Here is a 2,018-nt window from a genome sequence, read left to right on the forward strand (position 1 = left end):
GTGATCCGGCGCACCCTATCGTCTGGACGCCGACCGGCCGGCCGCCTTCACCCCAGCCCTGCCCTGAGCCCTGTACCGAGCCCTTCCCTGCCCAGCCGCCTGGCCGGCAGCCCGGTGGGGGTACAGCCCATCATCGCCTTGAAGACCCGGTTGAAGTGCGACTGGTCGTAGAACCCGGCGCGGGCCGCCACCTCGGCCAGCGGCAGACCCGCCGCCATCCGGCGCACCGCCGTCCGCAGCCGCAGCACCTGGGCGATCGCCTTCGGTGAGCGGCCCACCTCCTCGGCGAAGCGCTGCTCCAGATAGCGCCGGCTCCAGCCCGTGTCGGCGGCCAGGTGCTCGATCGGCACCCGTCCACCGGTGCGCCGCAGTGCGTGCCAGGCCCGGTCGACCTGCGAATGGCCGGGCGGCCCGCCGTGCAGTCGGCGCCGGAACAGGTCGTCGAGCAGCCGGAATCGCTCCGGCCAGCCGCCGCAGCGGGCAAGTCGCCCGCCCAGTACGGCCGACGGCACACCCAGCAACCCGGCCGGCTCCAGTTCCCGGCCGTCCCAGGCGGTCATCGGGATCCCGGACAGCCGGTGCGCGGTCGGCGGGGTCACCAGTGCCACCACCCCCTGCGCCAGCGGCGGCAACCGCACCTCCACCGCAGTCAGTTGGACCGGACGGACCAGCGAGACCGCCTCCACCGCCGGCTCCCGCCCGGCGGCGTCGGCGATCCGGATCGGCGCCCCGAAGCCGAAGACCATCCAGATCAAGCCGTCGGGCACCACCAGGTGGCACCCACGTCTGCTCGCGCGGAACCCGTAGTAGCCGACCACCCTGCCCCTCAACCCGCCCCCGGGGCGGCCGACCGTCAGCTCGCTTTCCGTGCATGCCAAGGACACTCTCGTCTCCCCCGCGCGAGTCGCCTGCATTTGTCCAAGACGCCAACGGCCCTGCCACGTCAGCCCGGTGAGACGGAAGCCCCGCTCTCCTCGGTCACCGAACAGGAGCCACCATGCGTACGCGCAAGCTCCGTTTCACCAGGCGCGCCGCCGCCCGGGCCGCGCTGCCCGCCCTCGGCCCGGCCCGGCGCACAGTGCGGTCGGGCGCTCCACGGAACCACCGCCAACACCTGGCTGCCGATCGTCGACGGTGCCGGTACTGAGCTGCGGCCGTCCACCGCGCCCGGCGACTCGTACGCGATCGGGAGCTGCGGCCCCGCCCCCTTTGGCTGCAAGGCCTGCCTGCTCAGCCGAACCTCGCCACCCTCACCACCCGCCGTCGACCCTGTCGACGGTCCGGACACCCTTGGCCGGCGCCGACCGTCACCCTGAGCTGGCCCGCGCGCATTCGTCCAAGACCTCCGTGCCACCGGGCGGTCAACCTGAACTCGCACAGCGATCCACGACCTTACACACCGCAAGGGGATTCCGCATGCGCATGTCACACATCGCCAAGCGCGTCGCCGTCCTGGCCACGCTCCCGGTCCTCGGTGTCACGATCGCCGCCGGCACCGCCTCGGCGACCGAAGCCAACTACGTGCTCTGGAACAGCAGTGCCTGTGAGGTCACCGAGCAGATCACGGTGATCAACGGCCACGACTACATGCAGGCCGACCCCAACCGCAACGACTCGACCTGTGCCTTCGCCATTCGGGACAACAACGCCAACTCCATCAAGTGGTACAGCACCGGTGGCAGCCTCTCCGGTTGGGTCTACGACGGCCCCGGCCAGTCCCTGTCGGTGGGCGTCTACTCCTCCAACACCGGCTACTGGGTCTGGGGTCCGGCCAACTGACCCGGCGTCCCCGACGCCGAGGGCTCCGCGGCTGCGGGACGGTTTCCAGGAGTCGCCACACGTGGCCGGTTTGATCAGGCCGCGAGCAGTTCACACATGCGCCCGGCTGGGGTTTCCCAGCCGGGCGCTTCGCGTGGGCGGCCGTCGAGTCCGGCGGCCCACCCGGCGACCGCCGGCCCCTCCGTGCCCGACCCCGACCGGCATCCGGGCGGCGGCGTGCACCAGCAGCAGCCGGGTTT

2 protein-coding genes are annotated in these 2,018 nt (G+C 72.2%); one reads left to right on the top strand and one right to left on the bottom strand.

Annotated elements, in window-relative coordinates:
• Positions 1-47 precede the first annotated feature (47 nt).
• Positions 48-878 carry an AraC family transcriptional regulator gene (locus J0670_RS36705; protein ID WP_207817111.1) on the bottom strand — a complete coding sequence of 277 codons (831 nt, stop codon included), beginning with the start codon at positions 876-878 and terminating at the stop codon, positions 48-50.
• A 538-nt stretch (positions 879-1,416) separates the two neighbouring features.
• Here J0670_RS36705 and J0670_RS36710 point away from each other — a divergent pair.
• The gene (locus J0670_RS36710; protein WP_207817112.1) at positions 1,417-1,779 is read left to right on the top strand and encodes a hypothetical protein; all 363 of its coding nucleotides are present in this window, start codon (positions 1,417-1,419) and stop codon (positions 1,777-1,779) included.
• Positions 1,780-2,018: the final 239 nt, after the last annotated feature.

Origin of the sequence: Streptomyces sp. FH025 (assembly GCF_017427025.1) — a bacterium.
Classification (GTDB): domain Bacteria; phylum Actinomycetota; class Actinomycetes; order Streptomycetales; family Streptomycetaceae; genus Kitasatospora.

Coding starts and splice junctions, on each gene's coding strand:
- J0670_RS36710 (WP_207817112.1), top strand. CDS start 1,417: ATGCGCATGTCACACATCGCCAAGCGCGTCGCCGTCCTGGCCACGCTC.